Here is a 26,816-nt window from a genome sequence, read left to right as displayed (position 1 = left end):
CCTAAATTTATCATCAATCCTACATTTTTGTTAAGTATTTCGTACTTTTGTCGTTTGTTTCCAATACATTAAAATCAAAGTACGAAATATCGTATGAAAAGGAAGATTGAAATTCTTGCACCTGCCAAAAATTTGATTCAAGGAATGGCCGCCATCAATGCTGGTGCAGATGCTGTATATATTGGAGCTCCACAATTTGGGGCTCGTACCAATGCCACCAATTCTGTAGAAGATATAGCTGAAATGGTGCGTTATGCACACTTATTCAAGGCACAAGTATTTGTTGTCATCAACACCATCTTATACGATGATGAGTTGAGTCAGTGCAAAAAATTGATTTATGAGCTATATGAGATTGGTGTTGATGCCTTGATTGTGCAGGATATGGCCATCATGGAAATGGACTTGCCTCCGATTGTCATTCATGCCAGTACTCAAGCCAATAATAGAGACCCAAAACATGTTAAATTCCTGAAAGATGCGGGGATGAAACGTGCTGTTTTGGCAAGAGAATTGAACTTAGACCAAGTCAGAGAAATCAGTGAAGCCACCGATATGGAATTAGAGTTCTTTGTTTCGGGAGCTTTATGTGTTTCTTTTAGTGGCAATTGCTATATGAGTATTGCTGGTGGCGAACGAAGTGCGAATAGAGGCTCATGTGCTCAAAATTGTCGTCTTCCTTATCAATTAATTGATGGTACAGGCAAAACTTTAATCGCTAATAGTCATTTATTATCTATCAAAGATTTAGATTTGAGTGACCAATTGCCTAATTTGATTGAAGCAGGCATCACTTCATTCAAGATTGAAGGCCGTTTGAAGGATATTGTTTACGTTAAGAATAATACCTCATTTCTAAGAAAAAAATTGGATGCTTTCTTAGAAAATAGCGATAAATATCAAAAAGCTTCTTCAGGAAGAACATTCTACAATTTCGAGCCTGAAATGGATAGAAGTTTCAATAGAGGTTATACCGATTATTTTGTCAATAAACGCAAGGAGAAAATTGGTAATTGGGAAAGTCCCAAGTCACAAGGGCAATTGATTGGCAAAGTACTTGAAGTAAAAGCCAATGGTTATGTTATTGAAAATTATGAAAAACTCAATAATGGCGACGGGCTCTATTTCATTAATGCCAATGGAGAAGCCGATGGTGCTCAAATCAATATCATTATCAATAATATTGTTGTACCTAATACTTTTAAGCCGTTACAAGTTGGAACAGTCATTTATAGAAATTCAGACGCGGAATTCAATAAAATGGTTGAAAAAGAAAACAGTGCGGTTAGAAAAATTGGTGTGAAGCTATATTTTACTGAAACTTCTGATGGTTTTCAATTATTGGCTGTGGATGAAGACGGACATCAAAATTCGATGGCGATGAAAGCAGCAAAAGAATTGGCTAATTCTCAAGAATCGGTGATTCCAAATATTAAAAAGAATCTTGCTAAAACTGGAAATACACCTTTTATTGTAGATGAAATAGCTGTTGAATTCACAGGAAATTGGTTTTTGCCTATATCAAAAGTAAATGAAATCAGAAGAGAAGTTTTAGAACAACTCATAGATATTCGTGTAAAAGAATACCACAGAGAAACATTCCAAATAACAAAAACAGACCACCCTTATCCTGTACAAAAGCTCGATTTCATGTACAATGTCTCGAATAAATTGGCAAGAGCCTTTTATAAAAGACACGGTGTAACAGAAATAGAAAAGGCCTTTGAATTGCAATGGGACCCAGGAAAAGCACGAGTTATGACTACCAAATATTGTGTCAAATATGAATTAGGCAAGTGTGCGAGATTTCAGCGAGAAACGATGGGAGAAAAATTAGTAGAGCCGCTTACACTCAAACATGGCGAAAATGAATACAAATTGAAATTTAACTGCAAGCCTTGTGAAATGGAAATTTGGGAAAAAGATGCCGAATTAGAATTTGAAGACGAAGATGAGCAATTGGGGTATGTGATGAAGAAATAGTAAGTACCTATTCATATTCTAAAAACCGGTCATTGAAAGAAAGCAATAAAACATATTTCAATGATCGGTTTTTCTAAATATTACTTATTTTTATGTAAATTTTACATTCAATTTAACAAATTTTGATTGATAATTTGGCAATCAATCAAAGATTATTCTTATAAACTACTACATAAAAATCCACCCAAAAAACCTCACTTTCACACATTTCCAAGCAGAATTTGTAATTTTAAACAAAGAGTTTAGTAACTTTCGGGAAAAATGCGGCAAAATTTTAGCTTAGAAAAGCCTTCGGCAAAATTTTTGCTTGTATTCTATTACCGTCTTTGCACGGTGAGATATTGAGCGAATTTATAAATTAATGAGAAATTTTTATTCTTTATTCATCTTATTGCTTCTTATACTGGGGCAAGGTGAAAGCCTTTTCGCACAGTTGAAGTGCGGTATGCCCTCGCCTACCGAACAGGAAAAGCAAGCCTCATTCGCCCAATATCAAGCCTTTCTTCGCCAAAAAACAACACAAAAACAAGCACGAGTCAATACCTATAAAGTAGCTGTCAAGGCAAATATTATTACTTCAAGCAACCCTTCAACACCTACTTTGTCTGAAAATGATATTCAAGCAATCATAGCCAATGCCAACACTTATTTGCAAAATATCAATGTCGAATTGTTTTTATATAATAGCCAAGTTTTTCCAGTTGTTGAGGATAAGTTTTATAACTTTAAAATGGCAGATGAATCTGAACTTCGTCGAAAGTATGATGTACAGAATGCAATTAATATTTACTTTGTCAGAAGCATAACATTAAAAGATTCGACTATTTTAAGTGGCTTTGCACCCCTACCCAATTCATCCAACAATAGTAATAAAGTTTTTTATTCTTATTTTGACCGCAGTTCTGAAGATTTTGAGAATCTTAAAAACAAGACATTTCTACACGAAATCGGTCATTATTTCGGGCTTTTTCATACTTTCCAAGACAGTAATCACCCCGACATATCAAAGAGAGAAGTAGTCACACGAGGGGTTGGCTCAAACTGCATTGCGATGGGCGACCAACTTTGTGATACCTCTGCTGACCCTTTTGAACGACTACCACAATCGACCGCATTTAATTGTGACCAAAATACTCCTGCCAATATTCAAGATGCTAATGGTGAAACATTTACGCCTCCCAACACCAATATCATGTCATATTACCAAAAATGTGGAAATGTATTTACTGAACAGCAATATCAGAAGATGCAAGCCTCATTTGGCATACGCTTTTCGCCTTTATCGGAATACCAAATTGTCACTCGAAGTGCAAATTTCGTTTCGATTGGTAGTTTAGCTCAAAAAGTATATTGCGTAGGCGATTCACTTAAAATATCGTATGATTTAGAGGGACTTTTCGAAACCAATAACCAGTTATTTGTTGAAATTTCTGATAAGTTTAGCAAAAATTATCAGAAAATTGAAGCTAAATTTACCGAGACTTATCTTGAAATTAAGCTTCCTAACGATTTACAGGAAGGCGATGATTACCGTGTAAGAGTAACTGCTACCCGCCCCGAAACTATAAGCTCTATTAGCGAGAATTTTGCAATTCGCACACCACCTACCGCCAGTATTACAGCCAATAACACACTCATTAATGCAGGAGAAAGTATTAATCTTTCTGTTAGTTTAGGAGGTAGTGGGACTTGGTCATTTAATCTATCAGACGGAACATCAGTAAAAGATATACGTTCAGATACTTATCAAATTTCCAAAACACTCTCTGAAACAAGTACATTTTCAATACTTTCTGTTGAAAATGTCTGTGGGGAAGGCTCAAAGGGCAATAGCATAACAATAAATGTTGTTCAACCTCAAATTCGGACTGAATCTTTATCAACGACAACCCTTTGTCAAGGCCAAATTATCAAGTTAGGTATTTCTATTCTTGGAACATTATCTCCTGACAATCAATTGATTATACAAATTTCAGATAATGAAGGTAAAAATTATATAGACCTGCCTACGCAGGTTTCATTATTTAATTTATCTACTCAAATACCAACCAATTTGCCAGTTGGGAGTGGTTATAGGTTAAAAATTCTGGCAAAAAAATCGCAATTATTTAGTTCTCCGATTGGTCCAATAACGATAGTTGCCCCACCACCTCCCCCCAAAATTGCTTCCAATATAAATTATTGTCAAAATGCAGTTAGCCCATTAGTTGCTGAGGGGACAAATTTAAAATGGTTTTTGAATGAATATGATATTAAATCATTTGCATCAATTATACCCCCAACGGATAGAGAAGGAACTTTTGCATATTATGTTTCCCAAACCGATGCTTTTGGGTGTGAAGGGCCCAAAGCAAAGACCAACGTAACCATTCGCTTTTTAGCAACAGCTATGATTAGCGGAGACAGAACAATGCTTATTGGAGATAGCACATTGCTAAATATAAATATTATGGGAGACCTGCCAGCCAGTTTTACGCTATCAGATGGGCAAGCATTTATTACTGATAGCAGTCCCTTTATTTTAAATATAAAGCCATTAAAATCAACTACTTACACACTTAAAGAAGTAAATAATTCGTGTGGATTAGGGAACGTTTCGGGGAGTGCAAAAATTACCATTTTAGAGCCACTTGCCAATGAAGAAATTAATTCTTTTAAGGTTTTTCCTAACCCGTCTCATAATCAATTGATTGTTGAGTTATTAGCAAACTCAAATAGACATACAAGCATTACATTGATAGATTTGAATGGAAAAATTTTACAAGAAAAGTCTATAAATAATACTGGTAATCATCAAGAAACGCTTGATATAAGTCAATATGCCACAGGGAATTATTTTTTAAAAATCACAATTGATAGACAGTTTTTCGTGAAGAAGATAGTTATTGATAGTCGATAGTTGTTAGCACATAAAGCCTTAATTATCAAATATTTACAAAAAAAACAATTATTTGTTAACTATTTTTTTCTGCTAACATTTGCCATTCTATTCAACAAAAATGCCTTTCCTGAATCAAGAAAGGCATTTTTTATTTTGTCTTTAATATATTAATTAAAGAGCTGGAATTCTTAAAACTTGACCAGGATAAATTTTATCTGGATGAGTAAGCATTGGTTTATTTGCTTCAAATATCACAGGATATTTCATCATATCGCCATAATATTCTTTAGCAATTTTCGACAAAGTATCACCTTTCTCTACTGTGTGAAACTTCGCTTCTGGTTCAGGAGTAGCCACAACTAATTGGTTATCAACCATGTGTACGCCTTCCACATTACCAACAGCTAATGAAATTTTTTCAGCATCTTCTTGCTTATCTACTTCACCCACCAAAGTAACTGTATCACCAGCTGTTTTGATGGTAAGGGTATTGAAAGCTAAACCGAGCTGTTGAACGTGTGCCAATAAAGCACTTGCTTTTAATTCTTCTTTTTCTGCTACTGGTGCTGCCTCTTCTTTGTGACCGAAAAGTTTTTCGCCTACACCCTTAAAAAACGACATTAGTCCCATTTTGAGTAATTTGGTTTTTGGTTAAAATAAATAAATAACTTCGCAAATGTATTAAAAACTTGATTTTTACACGATAAAAAATTTTTTTTTGTCGTTATAAATATAATAGGTTTTAACCAAATATTATACATTCACAGGTATTAGACGCATTAATTAATAAAAGTAACAAAAAACTTTCGCAATTAACAAAAAAACGAAACTATTTATGATATTTGTAAGCATCTCATGGTATGAAATTTGCTCATAATAACAGCATGAAAGCTGTTGTTGCCTACACCTATCCTGATAGAAAAATGTAAAAAACGAAAAATTGTTTCACGTTTTCAGAATACTATCTGAAAAAGGTAACAAAATAGCCTTAGAATACTACGAAAGTAACCTATTAAAACTGAAAACTAAAAATGAAATTTGCTATTGTATTTACCTCAGTTTCGATGCTATTCTTGATGATTGCCTGTGAAAAAAATCAAGAAGTAGCACCTCAAACATCAAATCCAACAACAAGCCAAACACAGACAAGTGGTACGATCAACACTACAAAACCTACCAGTCAGGAAATTTATGATGGCTTCGTGCGTTTAGCATTAAAAAATTCAGCAGGAACACAAACCACAACTATCAGAAAATGGTCTCCAACCAAAAGTCAAATTAAAGTCTATTGGGACGGTGGTCGTACAACAGCTTTATTTACATTCTTAGATAAGATAATTGCTGATATGAATAATCTGAACAAATACAGTAAAATGATTCGAACTGAGGTTGCTACCGAAGCTGATATTATCATCAATCGAGTAGAAATTGCTACACACAATGCGAAATATACAAATTATCAAGTAACCAATACCAGTGTTCAAGGAAATACCTTTACACAATGGAGCAATACCGAAATCACCAAAGCTGTAGTATGGCTTTCACCAAGTACACCAACTACCCTGCAAAATGGTATATTACGTCATGAACTTACACACGCATTAGGTCTGGGGCATATAGAAAATACAAAGTCAATTATGGTAGCAGTGATGAGTGGAGTTGGTTATGATTTTAATAGTTACTCACTTTTGGATCAAAGGATTTTGCAAATCTTGGCAGATAATCGAGTTAAACAAGGCATGACTGAAAGTAATATCAGTGCTGTAATAAAGGAATATGCTTCTAAATAAGAGGAACATTCTATCAAAAAATAATCTACAAAAAAGTTTGTTTTCTACGACAAATTAGTAATTTTGATTTAAAATATAGTACTATTTCAAGCTATTTAGTACTAATGAAATTTTGCTTGTACCTCATACTAACAGTCGTATTTATTACAGTATTGTAGATTTGCAATACGCCCAATATTTTTTTCGTTAATTTAATATTAGATTCAAACAAACATACCAATGAAATTTAACAAATTCTTACTTGGATTCATAGCTTTAATAAGTATTTCGGCAACTACTTTTGCCCAATCAGAAGATGAAGCTATCAAAGAAACGATTAACAATTATTTAGATGGAGGCTCGGTTGGTGATACAGCTCGCTTAAATCGTGCATTTTTCGCTTTCGCCAATCTACGAAATTTAAGTAAAGATGGTAAAGTATCCGAAATGCCAGTAAAGAAATTTATTGCTGCAGTACCTGCTGGAGGTGCAAAATGGACAAGTAAAATCGTTAGTTATAGTTATGCTGGCACAGCCGCTACTGCCGTAACCGAGGAGGAATTACCAACTTTTAAATTCGTCGATTTTTTGAATTTATTGAAAATTAATGGTGAATGGAAAATCGTTAGTCGTGTTTATTCAAGAGTTGAGAAAAACGTGGCAGTTGCTTCATCGAATACTGGTGGTTTCTCAACAGCAGCTTCGGTCGCTCCTACCAAAGGTAACACACCTGCCGCTGCAACTAAAAAACCTGCAGCTAAACCAAAACCATCAGATGATGGCTGGTAAGAAACATTATATTATTTATAAAAATGCAGCTATTGGGCTGCATTTTTTATATCGTTTCTTTTAACCATTTTTCAACTTTTTCTTCCCATTCTACTTGCTTGTGACGATTGATACTATGATGGGTTTCGTTGTCATATTGATTTTGAAGTTGGTTCATCTCACGATACGATTCTAAATATTCGTATTGAATCATACTATTTAGGTCAATCACTAAATCTGCTTTCATTACACTAATTTTCTTTTTAAAACGCTCGACTACAAGCCTTGTAATATCAAAATGTAATTGCTCATGACTTAAAGAATAGGCATCGTGAGCAGCGGGTATCACCCAAGACATTCCACGTACCATATAAGTTTTGGTCTGAACGGTGGCGACAATAAACCCATCAATAATTTGAAAACTTGCTCCAAAAGCAAAATTTGAAAAGATTGCCGCACCATATTGACTATTTGTAGGTTTCCCTCTAAAATCATCCCATGTAATTTTTCTTGAATGATAATAAACAGTATCTCCAGCATTTTCAATGGGCTCCGGCACAAAAACTATTTTCACACCTTTGATGAGGGCTTCACTTTTACCTCCATTCACCACCAACCATTTATCAAAATATTCTAATGATTTCACAAATAATGAGGTCAGAATTGTTTCATATTTTCCAGCTGGCATCTGAGCATCTGAACGGATAAATGATGTTGAGGAAGTCGTTTCAGTTAATAAAACCGTATCTTTTTTCCCCAATCGCTTAAAAGCAGCTCTCAAAAACATTTGCCCAGAAATATTGCCATTTTGAAGTTTTGACTCAGAAATTCTTAAATCCAAAATAGTATAAGAAGTAACAATTGTACTATTATTAGGTGGAATTGATTGCGAAAACATTTTTTTGATAGCAGCTACTACTCCCCCTTTCATTGAAATTGTTTCTTTTTCATTAGCCGAAACAAAAACATTCCCAATAGGTGACATTCCTAAATTATCTTTATTAGCACGCTCATCTTGCACATAATCAATGCGAAATGCTGGAGAAAAATTTAACTTTTCAGCATTTAGCGAAATCAACTTTTGTGAATATGACTCAAAAAGTACGGTAAAATTGAGTAAAAATAACAGGATTTTAAATATTTTCATTGAATTCCTTTTGTTTGAAAATCAACTAACGTTTTCACAAGCAGTACTTAGACCTCGCTTGCACACAAATATACATAAGCTCTTCATAAGTATCTAATTATCAGAAATTTATCAAGGATTTTTAGTTGGCTTTGTAGCTTTATATAAAATAAATTAGATTTGAGCCTATCAAATAACCCTACAAGCCTAAATTTTGAAATGAAAATAGATATTAGATCGGCCAAAGTAAAAGAAATCAACCAATTAATCGAATTTGAACAGGGAATTGTAGCCGCCGAACGCCCTTATGATAGCACTTTGAAGGAGGGTGAAATTCACTACTATGATTTATTAGAGTTAATAAAATCAGATGAAGCCGAAGTTATGGTAGCAGTGGTCGGTGAAGAATTGGTTGGTTCGGGATATGCCAAAATTTTAACTGCCAAACCTTATCAAAAACATACGCATTTTGCCTATTTAGGCTTTATGTATGTAAAACCAGAATTTAGAGGGAAAGGCATTAATCAAATGGTATTAGATGAATTGATGAATTGGGCAAAATCAAAAGGAATTTCGGAAGTAAGGCTTGAAGTATATGATGCTAATTTGATAGCAAAAAAGTCCTATATAAAAGCAGGGTTTACACCAAATTTATTAGAAATGAGATTAGAAATTTAATCCAGTTTTTCTTAACATTATGAGTAAAATCAATACCTTTTCTGCTAAAATTGAAATAATAGGAGTCAACCCTTTCGTCTTTTTGCCCGAGGAAATTTTGAAAAATATCTTTGAACAAGCCAATCAGACTAAAGGTAAAATTCCTGTGAAAATAAAAATTGATGGACATGAATTTATACAAACATTGATAAAATACAGTGGTTATTGGCGACTCTACCTCAACACACCCATGCGAAAAGCTGCCAAGAAAGATGTTGGTGACATTGCGATCTTTGAGATTGTATATGACATAAAAAGAGAAATTCAATCACACCCCAAGTTGCTCAAAGCATTAGATATTAATCAAGAAGCAAAAGCTGTTTTTGATGGATTGCGACCTTCTTTGCAATTGGAGATTGTAAGATATATTTCTTTTTTAAAGACCGAGGAATCGGTAGATAGAAATGTGATTAGAGCGATTGATTTTTTACTTGGAAAAGAAAGGTTCATAGGCAGAGATAAACCATAAGAAACAAAAAAATAACACTATGTCATTTCAAGCATATATCGACAATATCAAAACTAAAACTGGTAAAAGTCCCGAAGATTTTAAAAAATTGGCAGAAGAAAAAGGCTTTTTGCAAAACGGACAACTAAAAAGCGATGTAAAAGCGGGGCAAATTGTGTCTTGGTTAAAAGAAGATTTTGATTTAGGGCATGGACATTCGATGGCAATATTTGCCTTATTTAAAGGAAAAACTGAGTAATCTCTGATAAAAATAAATTCCAGTAAGAACTAAAAGTTTTTACTGGAATTTGCTGTAATTGGTGTTTTACTTATTTTTTCCTTGGTAATTTCTCATCACGCATCGCTGCATTATATACAAAAGATGCGATGATAGTTGCCGCTTGTTTCAAATCATCAGGTTGTAGATGGTCGTAAGAATCCATATTTGTATGGTGTGTACGAGTATTGTACTCAATTTCATCTTGAATAAACTGAAATCCTGGAATTCCTACCCCTACAAAAGACAAATGGTCAGTGCCACCTGTATTTCTAATCGTAATTGTTTTTGCTCCTAAATCATGGAAAGGCTCAAACCATTTAGTAAAAATCGGACGGCAGGCCTCATTTCCTTGCAAATAAATTCCTCTGACTTTACCAGTTCCATTATCAACATTAAAGTAAGCCGAAACTTTATCGCCTTCTTTATTACTTTTCTTGGTATCAGCGTCGGTCAAGTGGTTTTTCACATAATTTCTTGAACCAAAAAGCCCTTGTTCTTCACCACTCCACAAAGCAATACGAATCGTTCTACGAGGTTGAACGTCCAAAGTTTTCAAAATTCTTACCGCTTCCAACATCACTGCCGAACCCGCTGCATTATCTGTTGAACCAGTCGCACTATGCCAAGAATCAAGGTGTCCGCCAAGCATAACGACTTCTTCTTTGAGATTGGGGTCAGTTCCTTTGATTTCAGCCAAAACATTATAACCTTTTAAATCTTCGGTATAAAATTGTGTTTTTACATCTAATTCTAATTTAACAGGAATTCCTGCTTTAGTCAATCGGCAAAGCGACAAATAATCTTCGGCAGTTAGCATAATGTCTAACAAGCCTTCAGGGTCAGTGGCTTTATACGAGCCACCACTCGACACAAATAAAGTTCCATCTTTTCCTCTTGCATTCATGCTCAGAAGTGCCAAAGCACCTTCCTTTTTCGCCAACTCTTTGGTTTTGGTTGAAAGCATATTATTTCTACGCATGGCCAGCATCATTGAGCGAAAGGCAGTATCGGGTTGGCTCTGCGTAGTAGACGTTGCTGATGCCATTTTCTCTAATTCTTCATCAGTATAGCGAGTAGCATCGGGTTTGAATGAAGGTTGAATTTTGTCATTTTTATACAACAAAATCACTTTGTCTTTTAGTTTTCCTTTATAGTTTTCTAAGCCCAAAGTGTCTGTTTCATCAATAAGTAAAATTTCTGCTGATTTTAGTTTTCCTTTGGTACCAGCACTCCAAGTTTTTGGAGCGGCTATCAACGGTTTGTAGTAAGGAGCTGTCATGGCAATATAACTTTTTTTCAACTCCCAGCCTTTGCCAAAATCGCCCCATGCTTCGAGTTTAGCATCTTCTAAGCCCCATTCGCTTAGTTTGTTTTTTGAATAATTGGCAGCTTTCATAAATCCAGGTGAACCTTGAAGGCGTGGGCCATTAACATCGGTCAAGTTAAAAGCAATGTCCATTACTTTTGAATTTTGTAATCCTTCTTGACGAATTTTTTTGACCATTTCTAAGTCAATTTTTTCTTCTTGAGCCATTGCCCCAAAAGAAAACACGCTAAGTGCAATTGCAGGTAGTAATTTTCTCATACTGTCTATTTTTAGTTTGTTTTGGATAAAGATAGAAATTCATAGCCATGAATTCAAAATAATGAGATTAATTCAGCTTTTGAAGCGATTAACTGAGGAAGTTGATATTGAGTTTTATAGAAGCATTTTTTGTATAAAAACAAAACTCTTGTAAAAACAAAAAGTCTTTACAAGAGTTTAAATTTATGGGAAGTTTTTATAAATATCCTTTCGATGATCAAAAGTTACAAAATAAAGCGTCTTTTCTGACTCTTCCCACTTCATTCCTATTCGGTAATTTCCTACTCTAATGCGAAAATAGGAAGTATAGCCTTTAAGTTTTTTAATATTCCGAATTTCCATCAAACCTCGGCTTGTTCGGCATTAACAATCGCTTCAAAAATAGCTTCTTTTATATCTATTTCTTTGAGTTTTTGAAGAGATTTCAGAAAAGAGTTTTTGTAAGCAATTTTCATATTTTGCCTAATGCCTTCAAAATATCATCTTTGTTTACAGTATCGGTTTCCATTCCAGCTTCTATTTTCGAAGCAAGCAAATGATCTTCCCACTGTTGTGTTGATATTTTTTGACTCTTTACACCTAATCTATTAGCCAAAGTAATCAATAATTTCAAATTTTGACTTGATTGGCTTTCTAAAATAATTGCACTCATAATTGATGTGTTTTTTTACAAAAATAGTAAAAATAAGTTGAGTCTTCAAAAATCATTGATTTAATACTTCAAAACAAAAACAGCCCCAATATATACAATTCTACTAATCGGAGCAGAACCATAAACCGTAATCGCATTAGCATTAGTCAGATTAGTTCCACCCAACTTGAAAGTTGTTTTCAAAGGTTTTGCATGATAATTTACTTGGGCATCGAGCGTACCAAAAGCCTTGATTTCACCTTCGTCGAAAGGCATGAAATACGTATAAGTATCGCTCCGACGATAGTTTACTGAGTACGATAAATCTTTCATTATCAAACCGTTAACTCCTAAATTAAATTTATTTTTTGGCGTATTAAAACCAGCTATCAACCCTTTAATATCTGAGATTTGTGACCAAGTATAATTCCCGTAAAGGCTAAGTTTTTTATTTAAACGATAGTCTAAACTCACGAACGCTCCTTGGGTAGTCACAGGTTTATCAAAATTTGCCCAAGTTTGAATAAATCTCCCACGAGTTCGGTCAGTGCTTGGTTTTGCCCAATCACCAGTTTTTTTAGTAAAATCTCCCTCTGGCATTTGTCCATCTTCACGCCCTTGGAAGCGTACAATTCCAATAAAACCATTGTACAAACTTTGATAATAACTCAAATCAATTTGTAAATCTTTGGTAAGTAATGCTTTATAACCCACTTCCCAAGAATTCATTTTTTCGGGAGCAATTTTCTTTACTTCGTAAGGGGCGGTACCTGCTGAATTAAGTCCTTTGAAGCCATTTTCAGTATTTCCTATTAGCAAAATACTGCTGTAATCTAAATAAATATATTGGTCAAGTTGGGCGGGGGCTCGGTAAGCTCTTGAATAATTTGCTCTAAAATTATGATTTCCTGATGAATAAACAGCCGAAATTCTTGGTGAAAGTTTAGCAGCAAAATTCTTGAACGCATCTAATCTTGTAGCCACAGCCAACGTTAATTTTTCATCCAATAATTTTTGTTGAACTTGACCGTAAATTCCTGATTCCCAATTGATTATTGAATTTCTTTGTTCTCCATTTAATGGAGAATAAATACCATCCGAAAACAATGTGCCATTAGATTTCAATAAATATGTTCGGTATGCACCACCAACAACAACATTGGTTGTTTTGAAACGAAACTCACGTTGTGCCGAAAAATCCATATTGCGAGCGGTATTAGCAAAAGCGGCACCTTTCACTGTCGTACCATTTACTTTCAAATCGCCGATTCCGTTGGCAACTTGTTGGGTTATATTTTTAAAAACTGAATTAGACCCAGCAGGATTAGAGGTAATTTGCAGATTTTGTGTCAAATCAAAAGCTAATTTTGCAGCATTTTCAATACTTTGTCCACCTTGAATCGTTGGTAAGGCAAAAGAAGTAGGTACACCGCCATTGACTGCATCAGGTGTATAAACTCCTGCCAAGTTTCCACCACCAAACCCATTGCCACGAGCCGCTGCAAAAATCTGATTCCAAGCATTGAAATAATTAGCAGCAATTGTTGGAAAAGTACCATTGGCAGGGTCGGTCATTCGCATATTTTGGAGAGCATTAGCTACGCCCCCGAGTTCATAAGCCTTGCCGCCATAATCAAACATCGAATAGGCACGTACAAACCAATGGTCATTTTTAATCTCAAATTTATGCAAATCATATTGCATTTCTCGCCAAGCAAAGCGACTTGTACTTTGAAAAATACCATTTCCTATTGATTTGCGGTATTCATAAGAAGCCTTTGTTCTTTCATTAATTTTGAAATGCAATGAAGGATTTAAACGTATATTTCCAGCTTTGAATATTCCTTCAGAAAGTCCAAATTTTGAGCCATTATTTGCTGAGAGAATTTCACTTTCTTTAAAGCCCGGCATATAAATTCGATAAGATTTGCCATCATTATATTTGGTATAATCTGGATTTGTGATTGTTGAACCAATATCTCCAAAATAGTTGATTTTATTCCACCCAAAAGGTGAGCCATAAGCATTATTTGAAGCATCAGAACCCGCCAAACCACCTGCGGTTATAGCTTTAATTGCTGCATCAGATTCGCCTAAAAACTCATTTCCTGTGATAAAATTGGCATTGAGTTTAAAAGCAAAACGTTTGGCAAAAACTTGTGCATAACGAATTTGGGTATCAAACAATGACCTCGAACCACCTTTTACCGAAGCTGTGATTCCTTGATGTTTGAATGGGTCTTTTGAATTCATCAACACCACACCATTCAAAGCACCCGAACCATAAAGGGCAGAATTTGCTCCATAAATTACTTCAATATTATCAATATCTAAGTCGGGAGTCCCCATCCAATTTCCTCCATAAAGTGAAGATGTCGGTGACATAAACTCCACATTATCAGCCAATTGCAATAATCTTTCAGCTTTTCCACTATTAAAACCACGTGTACTAAGACTTGTTACAAACCAACTCGATTGGCTTACGTCAATTCCTTTATAGCGAGCCAATGAAGAAATCAATTCGATACTCGGAGAATTTTGAAGCTGCAAAGACGAAATCTTCGTGACTGAAACTGGGGCTTTAAAAATACTTTCTTCGATACGAGAAGCCGAAACTACGACTTCATTTAAAGCTTTCGTACTGTCGGATTGTGCGAATGAGTCAATGACTGAATGTGTGAGTGAAATACTTAATAAATAGATAATTGTCTTTTTCATTTTTCTTAGGTTTAATTTTTTTTAGTCCACTGTCGATGGACGACAATCAACAGGGTATCTGTCGACCGTTTTCAATAGACTATTGACTAATTATTCTTCAATCCATTTTTTAAACTGGGCGGCGTTTTCTTGACTGATACTTACTTCGGCTTTGGAGAGGTGCATGAGTTCGAGGGCAATTTTACCCTTAAAAGAAGGTTTAAAACTCAAAATAGCATTGATATGCACAATGAATTTACGGTTTACACGAAAAAAATCTCTACTTGGTAATTCGATTTCCAACTCGCTTAGGCTACGCTCTACGGTGTAGCGTTCGCCTTTGCGGTCTATCAAAAATACAATTCTTGATTCGGTATAAATAAATGCAATATCCTTGGTTGCTACCACATAATAGTTTGTTCCTTTCTTGGCAATCAAGCGGTCTTTCTGAAAAACACTTTTTGTACTTTTCGAATCATTTTCGGCCATAAAACGCTTCAAAAAATGCAGTTTAAGGTTTTCATACTTGTCCAAAACTCGATTTACTTCCTCCTCTCCTATTGGTTTTCTTAAATAATCAATAGCATTATAAGCCATTGATTGTGACCAATATTTGTCATACGCCGACATAAATACAACAGGAAAATTCGGCATAAAATCTCGGAATAATTCAAATATTAATCCGTCTGATAATTCTACTTCGCACAAAGCTAAATCGGGTAAAATACTCGTACTCAATTTTGTTTTCACCTCTTCAATGGTTCTACAAAACTCAATCATTGCCATAGGATAGTATTCAGCTAATACTTGCGTCATTAGCTTTGCATACGTTTCATCTTTTTCTACCAAAAGAATAGTCATGGGCAATTTGGGTAACAAGATTTCCGCTTTCGGGCGGCAATTTTCGGCTTTGACGAAATAAAATTTGCGTTGCAAAATTACAGAGAACAAATTAGAATACAGCCATTTTGTAATCAACAGTCAGTATTGTGCTATCAAAGCATGAGAAGGAGATGCAACCGAACCAAAAGTAAGAAGCAATTTCGATGAAACTCAGTTGCTATTTTTTAAGTTTCACAACAACATTTAAAGCATTGGATGAAAAAGTAATAGTATCAGATTGATAGCCTTTTTTTTCAAAAACCAAACTCAGATCTGGGCATTTTGTCCCACTTTCAATATCAGTGAATTGAAAATGACCTTTGGCATCACTCTTAATGGTGTGATATGATTCTGTATTTTTATAAATCACCACATCCGACACCGTTTGCATCGTTTGGGCATCATACAAATCACCTTCCACTTTTTGAAGGCAATCGCAGCTAAACATCAGTATTAATGATAGAATTGAGCTTATTCTAATGCAATTATTTGTCAGGTTTTTCATGGCAAAAATTGATTATATATTCAAAAGTAGAAGTAAAATTACTTTGCTAAAGTACAAAACATTTCAATTGTTGGGCCTTTAATAAGCAATTTATATACACAAACCCAAAATCTCTCGACACTTTGACACCAATTTTAACAAGGCTCCGTCTGTGTTTATGAAGTAATGATTAATTATTTGTTAAATTTTTCAAGCCTTCTAAATTGATATAAACCTAATCGAAACACCAAAAATGAAATCAAAAATTCACCTTTTAAGTACCATCGCTTTATTCATAGTCAGCATTTCTTGTAATAAACTTGGTGGAACTGAATCTGTTGATCCTATTCATGCTGGACTTGCAGATTGGACAGAAGCCACTCATGGCAAAACAGACCCAAATTATGATGTAGTTTTTCCACAAGATAAAATCAATACGCTCGAAATAACCCTAACAACCGAAAACTGGGCAGCTATTAAAGCCGACATGAAAACAAAAACAGGCAATGATTTTGGTGTGGGTGGAACGCAAGCAGGTGGCGGAGGTACAGCTCCAACTGGTGGGATTCCTCCTACGGGTGGACAGATGGGTGGTGGGGTGCCGCCAACAGGTATTAATATTGATAGCCTAAGAGCAGCAATGGCAGGAAATGTTCCAGGGGGTGGCGGTGCCGCAGGTGGTGGTGCTTTGGATATTATTCCAGGCGACCCCATTTATGTACAATCATCGGTTAAATTCAACGGCAAAGAGTGGTATAAGGTAGGTTTCCGTCTGAAAGGAAATTCTAGTTTATCACAAGCTTGGAGTTCGGGCATTTATAAACTCCCTTTCAAGTTACAATTTGATGAATTTGAAGATACCAATCCAGAAATCACCAACCAACGTTTTTATGGTTTCAAAGAATTTTCAATGTCACCAGGGCAAGGTGATGCTTCATTGATGCGAGACAAAGTTGTTTCAGATTTATTTCGTTCGGCAGGAATCCCAGCAGCACGTACGTCATTTTACAAAATATACATCAATTTTGGTGACGGATTAAAATACTGTGGCGTTTACACAATGGTTGAAGTGATTGATGATACCATGGTAAAAAATCAATTTGGTGAAGACAAAGGGAATATTTATAAGCCAGAATCAACTTTCCAAACCTTTAGTCAAGCAAATTTTGAAAAGAAAAACAACGAAACAGAGGCAGATTACAGCGATGTACAAGCTGTCATTACGGCATTAAATGCCACTACTCGCACATCTAATGCCGCTTTATGGCGTACAAATCTCGAAAAAGTCTTCAATGTTGATCATTACTTAAAAGCCTTGGCTATCAATAATACGATTGTCAATTGGGATGCCTATGGTGCGATGGCTCATAATTATTACCTTTATACGCCAACGGCTACTAAAAAAGTCACTTGGATTCCATGGGATTTCAATTTGTCAATGACTTCAACTACCGCAGCTGGAAATACAACACAGCAAGGGGCAGGAGGCATGAACAGGGGTGTTTCGCTTGAAATGACAGAAGTGGCAGCAAGTTGGCCTTTGATTCGTTATTTAGCCGATGATGCAACGTATTATGCTAAATATAAGTCTTATGTGAAAGATTTTAACGATAATATCTTTACTTCTGCAAAAATGAATGCTATTTTCGACAAAAATTATAATTTGATTTCATCATCTGTGATGCAAGAGGTAGCCCCTTATTCTTATTTATCGAATACTGCCGCCTTTACTTCTGCCATTACACAGTTGAAAGCTCATGTGGTAACAAGAAATCAAGCAGTAGCTTCGTTCTTGAAATAGTCTTAAAAAAATAATACTAATGAAATATTTATTAATGCTCATTCTCCCTTTTTTAGGGTTACAATCTTTTGCCCAAAGCAAAAAAGAAATTCGTAAAAATAACATCAAAGGTGTAACTGAAGTTATTACCGAATATGAAAATGGCAAAGAAAGTACACACAATGACGTTGCCAAAAAATTTGATAAAGAGGGTGAAGTCACACAAGAAATCAATTATGATAAAAATGGCGTTTTAAAAGAAAAGATTTTAACCAAAAACAACAAAGATGGTGATAAAATCGAAGAAATTATTTATGATGCCAATGGCAAACAAAGCAAGCGATTTACCTATAAGTATGATAATTATGGTGAAAAAATAGAAGAAGTGCAATATGATGCCAAAAACAGCTTGCTCACCAAATCTGTCTATGTGAATAATAACAAAGGCTTAAAAGCTGAAAAAAAAACCTATGATGCCAAAGGCAAACTGATTCAGGTTAAGAAGTATGTATATGAATATTAGCCCGCCTCCGATAAGGGAATTAATTATGACAACAGACCATTTTTTCAATAAAATAAAGGAAGAAGCAGGTAAATTTGAGATAATCACTTTAGCCGAAATGGACAGTGTAAAGCTCATGGACAGGATGGATGTAAAATACCTAATTCCGATGAACTTATTGCCCAATATTTTGGCTGATGCCCGACAACATTATCGCCTTTTAGAAATAAATAAGCAAAGGCTTTGCCCTTATCAAACACTTTATTATGATACTGAAGATCTTAGGCTTTATCATCTTCATCAAGTGGGTAAACAAAATCGTTATAAAGTGCGTTCTCGCAACTATGTTGGCTCAGATTTGCAGTTTTTTGAAGTAAAATTTAAGAATAATCGTGGCAGAACCATCAAAAAACGCATCAAAACTGATGGTATAAATGAACCACATTTGGCAAACGAAAGTTCGGAATTTTTGACAAAAATCAGTCCATTAGAGCCTGATAATTTGCAGGGTATTATGTGGGTAAATTATACTCGACTCACCCTCGTTAGTAAACACAATGCCGAACGCCTCACGATTGATTTAGAGCTAACTTTCAAGAATGATGCAAAAGAAATTCAGTATGCACAAATAGCGATTGCTGAAATAAAACAAGAAAAAATTGGAGCATCACCAATTTTGAACATTTTCAAGAAACATCATTTAAAAGAAGGTTCGATAAGCAAATATTGCTTCGGTATCATTAGCCTTTTTGAAGGTATCAAACAAAATAATTTTAAGAAACACCTAAGAAGAATTACCAAAACACTACACCAATATGACTCTATTGCAGCAAACACTTTCGCCTGATACTTTACAAACTGCTAAAGCCGCCTCTTTTGAATTATTTGAAAAGCTTTCAAGCAAATTTTTCATCCGCTTATTCATCGACTTAGCCTCGGTATTTGTACTTATCAGGCTGATTTTTTATCGAAACTATAAAAAAGCCGACCAATATCTTACCTTTTTTGCTTTTAACTTGGTCATTTTTCTCATTACTTATCTACTCAATAAAGTAGAAATGTCGATGGGTGCTGCCTTTGGTTTATTCGCCGTTTTTTCGATGCTTCGCTACCGTACCGAAAGCATTTCGACCAAAGATATGACCTATTTATTTTTGGTAATTGCCATCGGTTTGCTTTCGGCAATTAGTAAAGGGGGCTGGGACGAACTGGCTTTGTTGAATGGTATTATTTTGTTATTAACTTTTCTATTGGAAAGCAATTGGCTTATCAAAAAGGAATTTACAAAAATGATTCAGTATGAAAAAATTGAGCTAATTCTTCCCGAAAAAAGACAAGAATTGATGCAAGATTTAAAAAACCGTACAGGTTTAAACATTCATCGAGTTGAAATTCAAGAAATTGATTTTCTGAAAGATGCTACCCGTATGATAGTTTATTATTATGAATAGGTTGTAGGTTGTAGGACTTAGGTTTTCATCAAAAAATCAATCATTTAAAAGCAGAAAGTATCAAACAAATATGAAAAAATACCTCAAAATTTTTATCCTTTTATTCATTTCAATCGCAACGCAAGCTCAAAAATCTGAAGTTGATTTTCAAACTCGTCCTGCTATTACACTTAACCTTGATTTGCCAAAAGGCTGGGAAGTTAGCAGCCAATACCGAGCAAAATTTAATGAAAATTCAAATAATTATAGGGGTTCTTATCTTTATTTGGATGTTGACAAAAAGCTTAATAAGTACCTTTCGGCAGGTGTTGCCTATCGATTTGGCCTTGTTGATGGCGAAAAGTTCAACCGATTTTCGGGAAGCTTAGAAGGGAAATATAAATACAAAAAATTAACCTTTTCATTACGAGAATTATACCAAACACAGCATCAAATCATTAGTGATGATGACGAAGGAACTGCCGAAAATTATCTTAGAACTCGAATTGGTGTAAAATATGCTGTTACAAAAAAAATAGATTTTGGTATTTCTACCGAACCATTCATGCACAAAAAAGAAGGCGTTTTTGAGACAGATTTTTGGCGAAATCGTATAGGATTCACTTATGAATATATGAAAAACAAAAGCGTCAATTTGTACTACATTTGGCAACCTGATGTCAATAAAAAATATCCCGACACTAAGAATATTGTAGGTATCAACTTCATATTTACTATCAAAACTAAATAATTAAGTTTTTTTAACCAATATTGCTACCCTGTATGAAAAAAAGTGTCTTTCTAATCTTGTTGCTGAGTTTATCATTTACTACTCAAGCTCAGAAGTCAACAACAGATTTTCAGACTTGGTATGATGCTTCTTTGAAGCTCAATTTGAAAAAAGGTTGGGAAATTTCGGGGCAATATCGTGTGAGAATCACTGAAAATTCAAGTCATTATCGAGGTTCGTATTTCTTTTTTGCAGGTGAAAAAAAACTCAATAAATATTTCAAAGTATTAGCCAATTATCGCCTTGCATTAGTGGAAGGCGATAATTATCATCGTTTTCTTTTTGGTTTGAATGCTCAAGTTAAGGCCAATAATTTTACTTTTTTCACCCGCCCAATGCTTCAATATCAAAAACAATACTTTGTCAATGATGATAGCAACCCAAGTGATGGCGATACACATTTACGCCTACGTACAGGAGCAAAATATAAGATAAAAAAACACTGGGATACATACATTTATGCCGAACCATTTTTCAAAATCAAGCAAGGTGGTACTCTTACTGCTACATTTTGGCAAAATTCAGCGGGAGTCAGTTATGAATATATGAAAAATAAATATGCAACTTTGTATTATATTTGGCAGCCAGAAGTCAACAAGAAATATCCCGATACAAACAATATTTTAGGGATAAGTTTAGAGTTTTTTCTCAAACCCAAATAACAATGGTTCTTGAAGTTTGGTCAAAGAAATACCTATTAAAATAACATTGGCAATGATTGACAAAAATACTTTTTCGCATTTTCCGATAGACTATAATGGGGCGATTTGGGAAAAACTTACAAAATTGGATTTTTCAAAAAGAACCAAACTTCCAAAAGACATCTTGTGTTTTATTGAAAAAGGAACTATTAGGAAATACTTTCTTGACTCAGAAACCGAATTCGGTCGTGAATATTCGGTTGATTTTTATTTTTCTGGTGACATTTTTACAGCAAAATCAGACAATGACATCGAGAAACAATTTATCTACGAACCAATCGGTAAAGGGACTTTGTGGTACATTGATATGACAGAAGTACGAAAAATGTTTTTTGAATCACAATTATGCGGGTCGATTCAAAAAGTCTTCATGGAAGAACGTTTGAGAGAGAAAGCTATCAGAGAAATGCAGTTGCTTAAAGCATCTCCTCTTGATTTATACAATTATTTGCTGAGCCAGAAACCAAAATACATTCAATCTGTTCCACTTAAATATTTAGCTTCTTATATTGGCATTACTCCACAAGCATTAAGCAGAATTCGTAAGCGAATTAAGTAACTTAGGTTCATTGTTTTACATGCAATCGCTATTTTTCTTTGCATAAAAATAGCGTGATGAAAATTCATCTGTACACTTACAAAACTGACAAGCCTCAATAAAATCATTTTGATAGATGCTATTGATGACTTTTGAATACACGCCATTTTAGTTCATAAACAAATCTTAAAAGTTTAATAAAATGAAGCGAGCAATTATTCAAAATCTTCAAAAGATTATTAACACCAAACCAACGCAATCTGCCATATTTTCAGTTGATAAAACCATTGAGCAAACAATAGAAATTATTGAAAATATCATTCCTCAAAAGATAAATTCAAATATATTCAGGTACGATACTGAGCAGGGGTTTTACAAAGCAAAAACAAATGCAACGATACGTTCTTGGGGAGAAATTGTAACTATTAAATTGACAAAAATGGATGATTATCAAATTCAAATATCAGTTTTAAGTAAATCTTTACTTAAAACTACGCTAATTGACTATGGAAAAAGCTCCCTTAATATTCAAAAAATTAGATTAGTATTTGACTAAAATGAGCTAATTTAGCGAAAAGCCCTTCCATTTATTTGAAAAACCGAGAATTTATACCAAAATAATGAAAAGAATCAACTCAATTGATTTTCTGAGAGGTTTAGTGATGGTCATCATGGCATTAGACCATGTGCGTGACCTTGTACATATCACTGCTCTCACACAAGAACCATTAGATTTTAGCACCACTACAACAAGTCTTTTCATGACACGTTGGATAACCCACCTCTGTGCTCCAACTTTTGTTTTTTTATCTGGAACATCAGCTTATTTGTCATTCCAAAATCAACAAAATTTGAAGGAAAATCGTCATTTTTTATTTACACGAGGCATTTGGTTGATATTTTTAAATTTTACCATCGTCAATTTTGGGATATTTTTTGACATTAGATTTGGCATATTGTTTTCGCAAGTAATAGCTGCCATTGGTTTTGGGCAGATAATATTGGCATTAATGCTAAAAATGAACCCTCGATTAATAGGAGCAATCGGACTCACTATTATTTTTGGACATAATTTATTTCAAAATATTGCTTTTGAACAATCAAGCTCTTTAAACGTAATTTGGTCAATATTAATGAAAGTTAAATATTATCAAATCACGCCTGATTTTGCTTATTTAACCAGCTATCCATATATTCCGTGGACAGGTATTATGTTGGCAGGCTATGGTTTTGGAACATTTTTCAATCAATCAGTTCTAAATAGGCAAGCGTTATTTTTAAAAATTGGACTTGGTGCTTTGGCTTTATTTATTGTTTTAAGAGCGTTTAATTGGTATGGTGACCCCAAGCCGTGGTTGGTGCAAAAAAACAATGTATTTACGTTTCTTTCCTTTATAAACGTCACCAAACAAGCTCCTTCCTTACTTTTTACGCTACTAACATTAGGTATTTCAGTACTACTTTTATCCATTTTTGAACCTATAAAAAACAAGTTTAGTGACCTGATTTCTGTATATGGCAAAGTTCCTTTGTTTTATTACCTTATTCATTGGTATCTTATTCATGCAGTCGCAATTGTGATTTATCTTTCTCAAGGGTATTCTTTTTCGGCATTGCAATTTAATGGTTTTTACTTCGGACATCCGCTCAATGGTGGTGGATTGGAACTGTTTGGCACATACTTGACTTGGATAGTTGTTGTTGTGGTTCTTTATCCAATCTGTCAATGGTTTTGGCAATATAAAACTCGCAATAAAGATAAAGTTTGGTTGAGGTATCTTTGAAAATTAACCTAATAAAAAAACATGCAATTTAGCTTATCAAAATCATTAGAAATCCTTGAAAGTACGCCCGATGTGCTAATTTCGATGCTTTACAACGCTTCTCCTGATTGGACAAATAAGAATGAAGGAGGAAATTCTTGGTCGGTTTACGAGATAATTGGTCATTTGATTCATGGAGAAAAAACAGATTGGATTCCAAGAATGGATATTATCCTTTCTGACAAAATTGATAAAACGTTCGAGCCTTTCGACCGATTTGCTCAACTTGAAAAGAGCCATAAAAAACCTTTAGAACAACTTTTAAAAGAATTTAAAGATTTACGAAAAAAAAATATTGAATATTTAATTTCAAAAAATATCCATCCAAAATCTTTTGACGCAAGAGCTATCCATCCCGATTTTGGAGAAGTTAGTTTAACACAACTTTTGGCAACATGGACAGTCCATGACCTTAATCACATTAGCCAAATTGCCCGTGTCATGGCCAAACAGTATAAAGATGCTGTTGGCCCTTGGATAAGTTATTTACGAATTTTACAAAATTGATTTTCAATGGTAAAATTCAGCTATTCATTAGAATAGCTGAAAAATAAATTGGCAATTTTATATTATATTTGGGCAATAAGTCTTGCATTTTTTATCAAAACAAAGTAAAATTTATCATGGCACTTGAAGTTTGGTTACGTGGCCCACTACCCGATGTTCCGCTACTTTTGCAACCTGTGGCTCATGCTTTACTACAAGCACAAGAAGAAGTCGCACAATATATGCAAGATTTTTCAGAGGAAAATCTTTGGAAAAAACCAGCGGGGTTAGCTTCGGTTGGCTTTCATTTGCAACATCTCAGGGGTGTACTCGACCGCCTTTTTACTTATGCTCGTGGTGAGGCACTTTCACAAACTCAGTTGGAAGCACTTGCTGCTGAAGGTAAAGAAAATACTGAGATAAAAGTTAAAGATTTGGTTGAAGCATTTAATAAACAAATTGCCCTGGCACTTATTCAACTAAAAGCCACTGATACGCAAACTTTGACACATGTACGAGAGGTAGGTCGAGGAAAGATTCCATCAACAGTCAATGGGCTTTTAGTACATGCTGCCGAGCATACAACTCGTCATTTAGGACAATTATTAGTTACGGCAAAAGTAGTAAAGTTGGTAATTGATTAATATGACGAATGGCTTTAGTACGATTACCAAGAGCGATTTCATCATAAATACGTTGTACTTCAAATTTAGCTTTTTTCTTTGAAATAAAATTTCCCAAAGAGTTTTCCACTTCATATAAAAGTCCATTTATATGCACATCATCAGCATCCATCAATAATGCTGCCCGTAGATGGCTCAAGCTTTTCTCAAACGCAACAGTTTTATTTTGTTCGGGTGAATTTTCTTTCAAAAAATACTTCGTTTCAAAAGCATCTTGTGGCATTCCATTAAAAGCATAATAACAAATAATAAGCATAAAAGTTACTAAGGATAAAAGATTTTGAGCGTGATTTTGGTGAGGTACAGATGTTTGCATTGCGAACGATTTTTTAACAAAATACACACTTAAATATAAATTGAGGTTTATCAGAATGTTAAGAAAAAATGAAACTTTAGTCCAAATTGACAGATTATTAAGCTTTAAAATATAGAAACTTCTATTTTCTTCTTCTTTTCTTAACATTGGCACAATATTTAGTTTATATCATTTGCCGACCTTTGTGGCATTAAAATAAAAAAGTAAAATGATTAAAAGTACATTTCGATTAAACCAAATTCACTGGAAATACACAGTGAAAACTACAAACGGACTTAGTGAAGAACGTTTGTACGACGACACCGACGACGATTCGTATGGTGATGCCTTTGAAAGCGACGATTTTGATGAAAACTTCGACGATCAATTCGACGATAGATTTTCTATCGCCGCTTAAATTAGTATGATTAAATGAATGATAAATAAATTTTAAAAAGTTTGGGTTTATATCTTTTTATCAATCAAAACCCTAATTACATAAATCCAACATCTTAAAAATATCATATAGTTTTGTTTAGGTTAGTAATCAAAGAATCGGCAGGGAGGTTTTCTCTGCTCTATTTTTTATTTTTTCTTCCCTCAAAATACAAGTATTCTTTCTTTACATTTTCATAACACCCTCTTAATCAACACTTTACATCTATTTCGGTATTTTGTGGGTATGAAAAAACACAAGCATTTCCGAACCATCGTACTTTCCGATATCCATTTAGGCACAAGTGGCTCAAAAGCCAAAGAAGTCACCGAGTTTTTGAAACAATATCGTTGTGAAAAACTCATTTTAAACGGTGATATTATTGACGGTTGGGCTTTGAAAAAATATGGAAATTGGAAGAAAAAACACACCACATTTTTCAGAGTAGTGCTGAAAATGATGGATAAGCATGATACAAGAGTCATTTATCTTCGAGGTAATCATGATGATTTCCTTGACCAAATTCTGCCGCTTCTTGTAGGAAAACAGTTTCAAATTAGGCGAGATTATATCTTAAAGTCGGGCGATAAGCGATTTTATGTAACGCATGGCGATGTTTTCGACAGTGTTACGACTAATATGAAATGGCTCGCTCATTTGGGTGACTTGGGCTATACTTTTTTGCTTTGGCTTAATAAAAACTATAATAAATACCGAGAATGGAAAGGATTACCTTATTATTCACTCTCACAAGTAATCAAACAAAAAGTAAAAATGGCCGTCAGTTATGTCAATGATTTTGAAGATAAATTGGCAGAATTAGCCAAAGTCAAAGGGTGTGACGGTATTATTTGTGGCCATATTCATCAACCAGCGATCAGAGAAATTAATGGCATAACTTACTTAAATTCAGGCGATTGGGTAGAAACAATGTCGGCTTTGGTAGAAGATTTTGATGGCAATTGGAGTTTAGTGTATTATTCAACAAGCGATATGATGGAGTACCAAAATACTGATTTGCAAGAGGAAGAGGAAGATGAGGAAAATAGAAAAGAGAAGTTTGTTTTACCAAGAATCGCAGCATCGCTATAATAATCTAAA

29 protein-coding genes are annotated in these 26,816 nt (G+C 34.4%); 20 read left to right on the top strand and 9 right to left on the bottom strand.

Annotation, left to right across the window (positions count from 1 at the left end; genetic code table 11):
• The first annotated feature begins 93 nt into the window (after window positions 1-93).
• Together ACQUQZ_RS04010 and ACQUQZ_RS04005 are read left to right on the top strand one after the other, a co-directional pair.
• On the top strand, window positions 94-1,983 hold the full coding sequence (locus tag ACQUQZ_RS04010; protein ID WP_435353461.1) for a peptidase U32 family protein: 1,890 nt from the start codon (window positions 94-96) through the stop codon (window positions 1,981-1,983).
• Between the two features lie 361 nt (window positions 1,984-2,344).
• The gene (locus tag ACQUQZ_RS04005; protein ID WP_435353460.1) at window positions 2,345-4,882 is read left to right on the top strand and encodes a zinc-dependent metalloprotease; all 2,538 of its coding nucleotides are present in this window, start codon (window positions 2,345-2,347) and stop codon (window positions 4,880-4,882) included.
• A 153-nt stretch (window positions 4,883-5,035) separates the two neighbouring features.
• Here ACQUQZ_RS04005 and lysM read toward each other — a convergent pair whose 3' ends face one another.
• Window positions 5,036-5,494, bottom strand: a complete 459-nt coding sequence (lysM, locus tag ACQUQZ_RS04000; protein ID WP_435353459.1) for a peptidoglycan-binding protein LysM — start codon at window positions 5,492-5,494, stop codon at window positions 5,036-5,038.
• A 401-nt stretch (window positions 5,495-5,895) separates the two neighbouring features.
• Here lysM and ACQUQZ_RS03995 point away from each other — a divergent pair, with 401 nt between their 5' ends.
• Entirely contained in the window at window positions 5,896-6,654 is a 759-nt protein-coding gene (locus ACQUQZ_RS03995; RefSeq protein WP_435353458.1) for a DUF2927 domain-containing protein, read from the top strand.
• A gap of 219 nt (window positions 6,655-6,873) precedes the next feature.
• Entirely contained in the window at window positions 6,874-7,422 is a 549-nt protein-coding gene (locus ACQUQZ_RS03990) for a nuclear transport factor 2 family protein (RefSeq protein WP_435353457.1), read from the top strand.
• A 46-nt stretch (window positions 7,423-7,468) separates the two neighbouring features.
• Here the strand turns inward: ACQUQZ_RS03990 and ACQUQZ_RS03985 are convergent, their stop codons facing one another.
• Complete coding sequence (locus tag ACQUQZ_RS03985; RefSeq protein ID WP_435353456.1) at window positions 7,469-8,548, bottom strand: hypothetical protein; 1,080 nt, start codon at window positions 8,546-8,548, stop codon at window positions 7,469-7,471.
• Between the two features lie 198 nt (window positions 8,549-8,746).
• Between ACQUQZ_RS03985 and ACQUQZ_RS03980 the strand changes: the two genes are divergently transcribed.
• From ACQUQZ_RS03980 to ACQUQZ_RS03970, 3 genes are read left to right on the top strand one after another with little or no spacing between them, the layout of a single operon-like run.
• Entirely contained in the window at window positions 8,747-9,205 is a 459-nt protein-coding gene (locus ACQUQZ_RS03980; protein WP_435353455.1) for a GNAT family N-acetyltransferase, read from the top strand.
• Between the two features lie 19 nt (window positions 9,206-9,224).
• Complete coding sequence (locus ACQUQZ_RS03975; protein ID WP_435353454.1) at window positions 9,225-9,713, top strand: YdeI/OmpD-associated family protein; 489 nt, start codon at window positions 9,225-9,227, stop codon at window positions 9,711-9,713.
• 19 nt (window positions 9,714-9,732) lie between these two features.
• The gene (locus ACQUQZ_RS03970; protein ID WP_435353453.1) at window positions 9,733-9,951 is read left to right on the top strand and encodes a DUF4287 domain-containing protein; all 219 of its coding nucleotides are present in this window, start codon (window positions 9,733-9,735) and stop codon (window positions 9,949-9,951) included.
• A gap of 70 nt (window positions 9,952-10,021) precedes the next feature.
• On the opposite strand, the gene ACQUQZ_RS03965 is transcribed toward ACQUQZ_RS03970, so the two are convergent.
• The 6 genes from ACQUQZ_RS03965 to ACQUQZ_RS03940 form a co-directional block, all read right to left on the bottom strand.
• A complete protein-coding gene (locus tag ACQUQZ_RS03965) occupies window positions 10,022-11,557 on the bottom strand; it encodes a M28 family metallopeptidase (protein WP_435353452.1) in 1,536 nt (511 codons plus the stop codon).
• 183 nt (window positions 11,558-11,740) lie between these two features.
• Window positions 11,741-11,899, bottom strand: coding sequence for a type II toxin-antitoxin system RelE family toxin (locus ACQUQZ_RS03960; RefSeq protein ID WP_435353451.1), 159 nt, complete (start codon window positions 11,897-11,899; stop codon window positions 11,741-11,743).
• 109 nt (window positions 11,900-12,008) lie between these two features.
• A complete protein-coding gene (locus tag ACQUQZ_RS03955) occupies window positions 12,009-12,209 on the bottom strand; it encodes a hypothetical protein (RefSeq protein ID WP_435353450.1) in 201 nt (66 codons plus the stop codon).
• Between the two features lie 60 nt (window positions 12,210-12,269).
• A complete protein-coding gene (locus tag ACQUQZ_RS03950; RefSeq protein WP_435353449.1) occupies window positions 12,270-14,906 on the bottom strand; it encodes a TonB-dependent receptor in 2,637 nt (878 codons plus the stop codon).
• A 90-nt stretch (window positions 14,907-14,996) separates the two neighbouring features.
• Window positions 14,997-15,746: a LytR/AlgR family response regulator transcription factor gene (locus ACQUQZ_RS03945; RefSeq protein ID WP_435353448.1), complete on the bottom strand. Its 750-nt coding sequence runs from the start codon at window positions 15,744-15,746 to the stop codon at window positions 14,997-14,999.
• Window positions 15,747-15,945: 199 nt separating this feature from the next.
• A complete protein-coding gene (locus ACQUQZ_RS03940) occupies window positions 15,946-16,215 on the bottom strand; it encodes a hypothetical protein (RefSeq protein WP_435353447.1) in 270 nt (89 codons plus the stop codon).
• Window positions 16,216-16,504: 289 nt separating this feature from the next.
• On the opposite strand from ACQUQZ_RS03940, the gene ACQUQZ_RS03935 reads away from it, so the two are divergent.
• The 11 genes from ACQUQZ_RS03935 (at window position 16,505) to ACQUQZ_RS03885 (ending at window position 24,945) form a co-directional block, all read left to right on the top strand.
• Window positions 16,505-18,052 carry a CotH kinase family protein gene (locus tag ACQUQZ_RS03935; RefSeq protein WP_435353446.1) on the top strand — a complete coding sequence of 516 codons (1,548 nt, stop codon included), beginning with the start codon at window positions 16,505-16,507 and terminating at the stop codon, window positions 18,050-18,052.
• A gap of 19 nt (window positions 18,053-18,071) precedes the next feature.
• The gene (locus ACQUQZ_RS03930) at window positions 18,072-18,554 is read left to right on the top strand and encodes a hypothetical protein (protein ID WP_435353445.1); all 483 of its coding nucleotides are present in this window, start codon (window positions 18,072-18,074) and stop codon (window positions 18,552-18,554) included.
• A gap of 25 nt (window positions 18,555-18,579) precedes the next feature.
• Entirely contained in the window at window positions 18,580-19,380 is an 801-nt protein-coding gene (locus tag ACQUQZ_RS03925) for a polyphosphate polymerase domain-containing protein (protein WP_435353444.1), read from the top strand.
• A complete protein-coding gene (locus tag ACQUQZ_RS03920; protein ID WP_435353443.1) occupies window positions 19,349-19,984 on the top strand; it encodes a DUF4956 domain-containing protein in 636 nt (211 codons plus the stop codon). The genes ACQUQZ_RS03925 and ACQUQZ_RS03920 overlap by 32 nt, the downstream gene beginning before the upstream one ends.
• Before the next feature lie 70 nt (window positions 19,985-20,054).
• Window positions 20,055-20,714, top strand: coding sequence for a DUF2490 domain-containing protein (locus ACQUQZ_RS03915; protein ID WP_435353442.1), 660 nt, complete (start codon window positions 20,055-20,057; stop codon window positions 20,712-20,714).
• 32 nt (window positions 20,715-20,746) lie between these two features.
• Entirely contained in the window at window positions 20,747-21,415 is a 669-nt protein-coding gene (locus ACQUQZ_RS03910; protein ID WP_435353441.1) for a DUF2490 domain-containing protein, read from the top strand.
• Between the two features lie 52 nt (window positions 21,416-21,467).
• The gene (locus ACQUQZ_RS03905; protein WP_435353440.1) at window positions 21,468-22,013 is read left to right on the top strand and encodes a Crp/Fnr family transcriptional regulator; all 546 of its coding nucleotides are present in this window, start codon (window positions 21,468-21,470) and stop codon (window positions 22,011-22,013) included.
• A 181-nt stretch (window positions 22,014-22,194) separates the two neighbouring features.
• Window positions 22,195-22,548, top strand: coding sequence for a hypothetical protein (locus tag ACQUQZ_RS03900; RefSeq protein ID WP_435353439.1), 354 nt, complete (start codon window positions 22,195-22,197; stop codon window positions 22,546-22,548).
• Window positions 22,549-22,612: 64 nt separating this feature from the next.
• On the top strand, window positions 22,613-23,776 hold the full coding sequence (locus ACQUQZ_RS03895) for a DUF1624 domain-containing protein (protein WP_435353438.1): 1,164 nt from the start codon (window positions 22,613-22,615) through the stop codon (window positions 23,774-23,776).
• A gap of 21 nt (window positions 23,777-23,797) precedes the next feature.
• Window positions 23,798-24,322: a DinB family protein gene (locus ACQUQZ_RS03890; protein WP_435353437.1), complete on the top strand. Its 525-nt coding sequence runs from the start codon at window positions 23,798-23,800 to the stop codon at window positions 24,320-24,322.
• A gap of 116 nt (window positions 24,323-24,438) precedes the next feature.
• Window positions 24,439-24,945, top strand: coding sequence for a DinB family protein (locus ACQUQZ_RS03885; RefSeq protein WP_435353436.1), 507 nt, complete (start codon window positions 24,439-24,441; stop codon window positions 24,943-24,945).
• Here the strand turns inward: ACQUQZ_RS03885 and ACQUQZ_RS03880 are convergent.
• Complete coding sequence (locus tag ACQUQZ_RS03880) at window positions 24,911-25,300, bottom strand: hypothetical protein (protein ID WP_435353435.1); 390 nt, start codon at window positions 25,298-25,300, stop codon at window positions 24,911-24,913. The two genes, ACQUQZ_RS03885 and ACQUQZ_RS03880, sit on opposite strands and share 35 nt — an antisense overlap.
• A 208-nt stretch (window positions 25,301-25,508) precedes the next feature.
• Between ACQUQZ_RS03880 and ACQUQZ_RS03875 the strand changes: the two genes are divergently transcribed.
• A complete protein-coding gene (locus ACQUQZ_RS03875; RefSeq protein ID WP_435353434.1) occupies window positions 25,509-25,697 on the top strand; it encodes a hypothetical protein in 189 nt (62 codons plus the stop codon).
• 264 nt (window positions 25,698-25,961) lie between these two features.
• On the top strand, window positions 25,962-26,807 hold the full coding sequence (locus ACQUQZ_RS03870; protein WP_435353433.1) for a UDP-2,3-diacylglucosamine diphosphatase: 846 nt from the start codon (window positions 25,962-25,964) through the stop codon (window positions 26,805-26,807).
• Window positions 26,808-26,816 lie beyond the last annotated feature (9 nt).

Source organism: Emticicia sp. SJ17W-69, assembly GCF_051209875.1.
GTDB lineage: Bacteria > Bacteroidota > Bacteroidia > Cytophagales > Spirosomataceae > Emticicia.
The sequence above is the reverse complement of the archived record's forward strand: the minus strand, read 5'-3'. Positions and strand labels throughout refer to the sequence as shown.

Excerpts from the sequence above, each read along its gene's own strand:
- ACQUQZ_RS04010 (WP_435353461.1), top strand. The coding sequence starts at position 94 with ATGAAAAGGAAGATTGAAATTCTTGCACCTGCCAAAAATTTGATTCAA.
- ACQUQZ_RS04005 (WP_435353460.1), top strand. The coding sequence starts at position 2,345 with ATGAGAAATTTTTATTCTTTATTCATCTTATTGCTTCTTATACTGGGG.
- lysM (WP_435353459.1), bottom strand. The coding sequence starts at position 5,494 with ATGGGACTAATGTCGTTTTTTAAGGGTGTAGGCGAAAAACTTTTCGGT.
- ACQUQZ_RS03995 (WP_435353458.1), top strand. The coding sequence starts at position 5,896 with ATGAAATTTGCTATTGTATTTACCTCAGTTTCGATGCTATTCTTGATG.
- ACQUQZ_RS03990 (WP_435353457.1), top strand. The coding sequence starts at position 6,874 with ATGAAATTTAACAAATTCTTACTTGGATTCATAGCTTTAATAAGTATT.
- ACQUQZ_RS03985 (WP_435353456.1), bottom strand. The coding sequence starts at position 8,548 with ATGAAAATATTTAAAATCCTGTTATTTTTACTCAATTTTACCGTACTT.
- ACQUQZ_RS03980 (WP_435353455.1), top strand. The coding sequence starts at position 8,747 with ATGAAAATAGATATTAGATCGGCCAAAGTAAAAGAAATCAACCAATTA.
- ACQUQZ_RS03975 (WP_435353454.1), top strand. The coding sequence starts at position 9,225 with ATGAGTAAAATCAATACCTTTTCTGCTAAAATTGAAATAATAGGAGTC.
- ACQUQZ_RS03970 (WP_435353453.1), top strand. The coding sequence starts at position 9,733 with ATGTCATTTCAAGCATATATCGACAATATCAAAACTAAAACTGGTAAA.
- ACQUQZ_RS03965 (WP_435353452.1), bottom strand. The coding sequence starts at position 11,557 with ATGAGAAAATTACTACCTGCAATTGCACTTAGCGTGTTTTCTTTTGGG.
- ACQUQZ_RS03960 (WP_435353451.1), bottom strand. The coding sequence starts at position 11,899 with ATGGAAATTCGGAATATTAAAAAACTTAAAGGCTATACTTCCTATTTT.
- ACQUQZ_RS03955 (WP_435353450.1), bottom strand. The coding sequence starts at position 12,209 with ATGAGTGCAATTATTTTAGAAAGCCAATCAAGTCAAAATTTGAAATTA.
- ACQUQZ_RS03950 (WP_435353449.1), bottom strand. The coding sequence starts at position 14,906 with ATGAAAAAGACAATTATCTATTTATTAAGTATTTCACTCACACATTCA.
- ACQUQZ_RS03945 (WP_435353448.1), bottom strand. The coding sequence starts at position 15,746 with ATGACTATTCTTTTGGTAGAAAAAGATGAAACGTATGCAAAGCTAATG.
- ACQUQZ_RS03940 (WP_435353447.1), bottom strand. The coding sequence starts at position 16,215 with ATGTTTAGCTGCGATTGCCTTCAAAAAGTGGAAGGTGATTTGTATGAT.
- ACQUQZ_RS03935 (WP_435353446.1), top strand. The coding sequence starts at position 16,505 with ATGAAATCAAAAATTCACCTTTTAAGTACCATCGCTTTATTCATAGTC.
- ACQUQZ_RS03930 (WP_435353445.1), top strand. The coding sequence starts at position 18,072 with ATGAAATATTTATTAATGCTCATTCTCCCTTTTTTAGGGTTACAATCT.
- ACQUQZ_RS03925 (WP_435353444.1), top strand. The coding sequence starts at position 18,580 with ATGACAACAGACCATTTTTTCAATAAAATAAAGGAAGAAGCAGGTAAA.
- ACQUQZ_RS03920 (WP_435353443.1), top strand. The coding sequence starts at position 19,349 with ATGACTCTATTGCAGCAAACACTTTCGCCTGATACTTTACAAACTGCT.
- ACQUQZ_RS03915 (WP_435353442.1), top strand. The coding sequence starts at position 20,055 with ATGAAAAAATACCTCAAAATTTTTATCCTTTTATTCATTTCAATCGCA.
- ACQUQZ_RS03910 (WP_435353441.1), top strand. The coding sequence starts at position 20,747 with ATGAAAAAAAGTGTCTTTCTAATCTTGTTGCTGAGTTTATCATTTACT.
- ACQUQZ_RS03905 (WP_435353440.1), top strand. The coding sequence starts at position 21,468 with ATGATTGACAAAAATACTTTTTCGCATTTTCCGATAGACTATAATGGG.
- ACQUQZ_RS03900 (WP_435353439.1), top strand. The coding sequence starts at position 22,195 with ATGAAGCGAGCAATTATTCAAAATCTTCAAAAGATTATTAACACCAAA.
- ACQUQZ_RS03895 (WP_435353438.1), top strand. The coding sequence starts at position 22,613 with ATGAAAAGAATCAACTCAATTGATTTTCTGAGAGGTTTAGTGATGGTC.
- ACQUQZ_RS03890 (WP_435353437.1), top strand. The coding sequence starts at position 23,798 with ATGCAATTTAGCTTATCAAAATCATTAGAAATCCTTGAAAGTACGCCC.
- ACQUQZ_RS03885 (WP_435353436.1), top strand. The coding sequence starts at position 24,439 with ATGGCACTTGAAGTTTGGTTACGTGGCCCACTACCCGATGTTCCGCTA.
- ACQUQZ_RS03880 (WP_435353435.1), bottom strand. The coding sequence starts at position 25,300 with ATGCAAACATCTGTACCTCACCAAAATCACGCTCAAAATCTTTTATCC.
- ACQUQZ_RS03875 (WP_435353434.1), top strand. The coding sequence starts at position 25,509 with ATGATTAAAAGTACATTTCGATTAAACCAAATTCACTGGAAATACACA.
- ACQUQZ_RS03870 (WP_435353433.1), top strand. The coding sequence starts at position 25,962 with ATGAAAAAACACAAGCATTTCCGAACCATCGTACTTTCCGATATCCAT.